Origin of the sequence: Agrococcus jejuensis, assembly GCF_007679035.1 — a bacterium.
Taxonomy (GTDB): domain Bacteria; phylum Actinomycetota; class Actinomycetes; order Actinomycetales; family Microbacteriaceae; genus Agrococcus; species Agrococcus jejuensis_A.
Genome location: NZ_VEFR01000011.1, coordinates 3,440 through 3,943, shown reverse-complemented (window position 1 = coordinate 3,943; position 504 = coordinate 3,440). Strand labels below are relative to the sequence as shown.

The window sequence follows — 504 nt, the reverse complement described above, 5'->3', positions numbered from 1 at the left end:
ACACCGCCGGACTTCTTTTCGAAAGGGGCCCCAGCCATGACGCTGGGGCCCCTTTTCGCTTTTGCAGGAGGATAGCCATGGCTGAGAGCTCGGACCGCGACCGTCGACGTGATGGGTCGCCGACCGGAGGCCGGCCTCCTGGCGGCCGCCGTGACGGCTCGAGCCCGCGACAGCGCGACGATCGTGACGGCGGCGGACCGCGTCGCGACGCCGATCGTCGGTTCCCGCGCGAGAGCGGTGGCCCCCGCGGCGGTGCGCCGCGCGACGGTGAGCGTCGTCCCTTCCAGAGGGATGACCGCGCCCCGCGTCGTGACGATGACCGTCGTCCCCAGCGTGACGGCGAGCGTCGTCCCTTCCAGCGTGATGACCGTGGCCCGCGCCGTGACGACGATCGTCGTCCGCAGCGTGGCGGCGAGCGTCGTCCGTTCCAGCGTGATGACCGTGGCCCGCGCCGCGAGGACGATCGTCGCCCGCAGCGTGATGGGGAGCGTCGCTCGTTCGACC

Annotated in this window: 1 protein-coding gene; it reads right to left on the bottom strand. The window is 72.2% G+C overall.

All coding sequences use genetic code 11. The features are described 5' to 3' along the window. A partial coding sequence (locus FS793_RS16355) for a hypothetical protein (protein WP_186329570.1) occupies positions 1-504 on the bottom strand: 504 nt, incomplete at both ends.